Raw genomic sequence first — 1,802 nt, forward strand, 5'->3', positions numbered from 1 at the left:
TCGCCCCGACGATCGGCGAGATCGACCTCCACCTGTTCGGTGAGGGCCGCGACGAGCAGCTCTGGCACCACCTCGGCGCACACCTGCGCACCGAGGACGGCGTCGACGGCGTCTCGTTCACCGTGTGGGCGCCGCGCGCGACCGCCGTACGCGTGATCGGCGACTTCGAGGGCTGGAGGGCCGCACGACCGCGATGCGTCGCCTGAACGACCTCGGTGTCTGGGAGCTGTTCTGGCCGGGCGCGCTCGAGGGGCAGCGGTACAAGTTCCAGATCCTCACGGACTCGGGCTGGGTGGAGCGCGCGGACCCGTTCGCACGCCGGACGGAGGTGCCGCCGGCCACCGCGTCCGTCATCACCGCCTCGCGCTACACGTGGTCCGACGGCGACACGGCATGGATGGACCAGCGGGCCCGGACGACCACCCACGACCGACCGATGAGCGTGTACGAGGTGCACCTCGGCTCGTGGCGCCCCGGCCTGTCGTACCGCGAGGTCGCCGACCAGCTGATCGGTCACGTGCAGTACCTCGGCTTCACGCACGTCGAGTTCCTCCCCCTCGCCGAGCACCCGTTCGGCGGGTCCTGGGGCTACCAGGTCACCGGCTACTACGCGCCGACCTCCCGGTTCGGGTCCCCGGACGACCTCCGGTACCTCGTCGACCGGCTGCACTCCGCGGGCATCGGCGTGATCATGGACTGGGTCCCCGGGCACTTCCCGAAGGACGAGTGGGCACTCGCGAAGTTCGACGGGTACGCCCTCTTCGAGCATCCGGACCCCCGACGCGGCGAACAACTCGACTGGGGCACCTACGTGTTCGACTTCGGGCAGCCCCAGGTGCGCAACTTCCTCGTCGCGAACGCCCTGTACTGGTTCGAGGAGTTCCACATCGACGGGCTCCGCGTCGACGCCGTCGCCTCGATGCTGTACCTCGACTACTCCCGGACCGAGTGGCTGCCGAACATCCACGGCGGCCGCGAGAACCTCGAAGCGATCTCGTTCCTGCAGGAGACCAACGCCACCGCGTACAAGCGCTACCCGGGCATCGTGATGATCGCCGAGGAGAGCACCTCGTGGCCCGGCGTCACCCAGCCGACGAGCGCCGGCGGCCTCGGGTTCGGGCAGAAGTGGAACATGGGGTGGATGCACGACTCGCTCCAGTACATCGGCCGCGAGCCCGTGTACCGCAGCTACCACCACGACGAGATCACCTTCTCGCTCGTCTACGCCTTCAGTGAGCAGTTCACGCTGCCGATCAGCCACGACGAGGTCGTGCACGGCAAGGGCTCGCTGTACGGGAAGATGCCCGGCGACGAGTGGCAGAAGCTCGCCAACGTGCGCGCCTACCTCGCGTTCATGTGGGCGCACCCCGGCAAGCAGCTGCTGTTCATGGGCCAGGAGTTCGCCCAGGTGCAGGAGTGGTCCGAGGCCCGCGGGCTCGACTGGTGGCACGTCGACGACCCGGGGCACCGTGGCGTGCAGAGCCTCGTCGCCGCTCTGAACGGCGTCTACAAGGACACGCCGGCGCTGTGGACCCACGACTCCACGTCCGACGGGTTCGAGTGGATCGAGGGCGGCGACGCGCCGCACTCGACGCTCGGGTTCCTGCGGAAGGACGGCGACGACCGGCTCGCGGTGTTCGTCAACTTCTCCGGGGTCCCCGTCGAGCGTCGCTTCGGCCTCCCGGCTGCCGGGACGTGGCGCGAGGTCCNTCACACCGACGCCGTCGAGTACGGCGGCTCGGGCGTCGGGAACCTCGGCGTCGTCACGGCGGAGGACACCCCGTGGGCGGGACGCCCCGCGT

The 1,802-nt window shown here is 69.7% G+C and carries 1 pseudogene; it reads left to right on the forward strand.

The annotated features are described in order from the left end of the window. A pseudogene (gene glgB / locus I59_RS19155) lies at nt 1–1,802 on the forward strand (1,4-alpha-glucan branching protein GlgB); the annotation flags it as partial.

Source organism: Curtobacterium sp. B8, assembly GCF_000333315.1.
Lineage (GTDB): Bacteria > Actinomycetota > Actinomycetes > Actinomycetales > Microbacteriaceae > Curtobacterium > Curtobacterium luteum.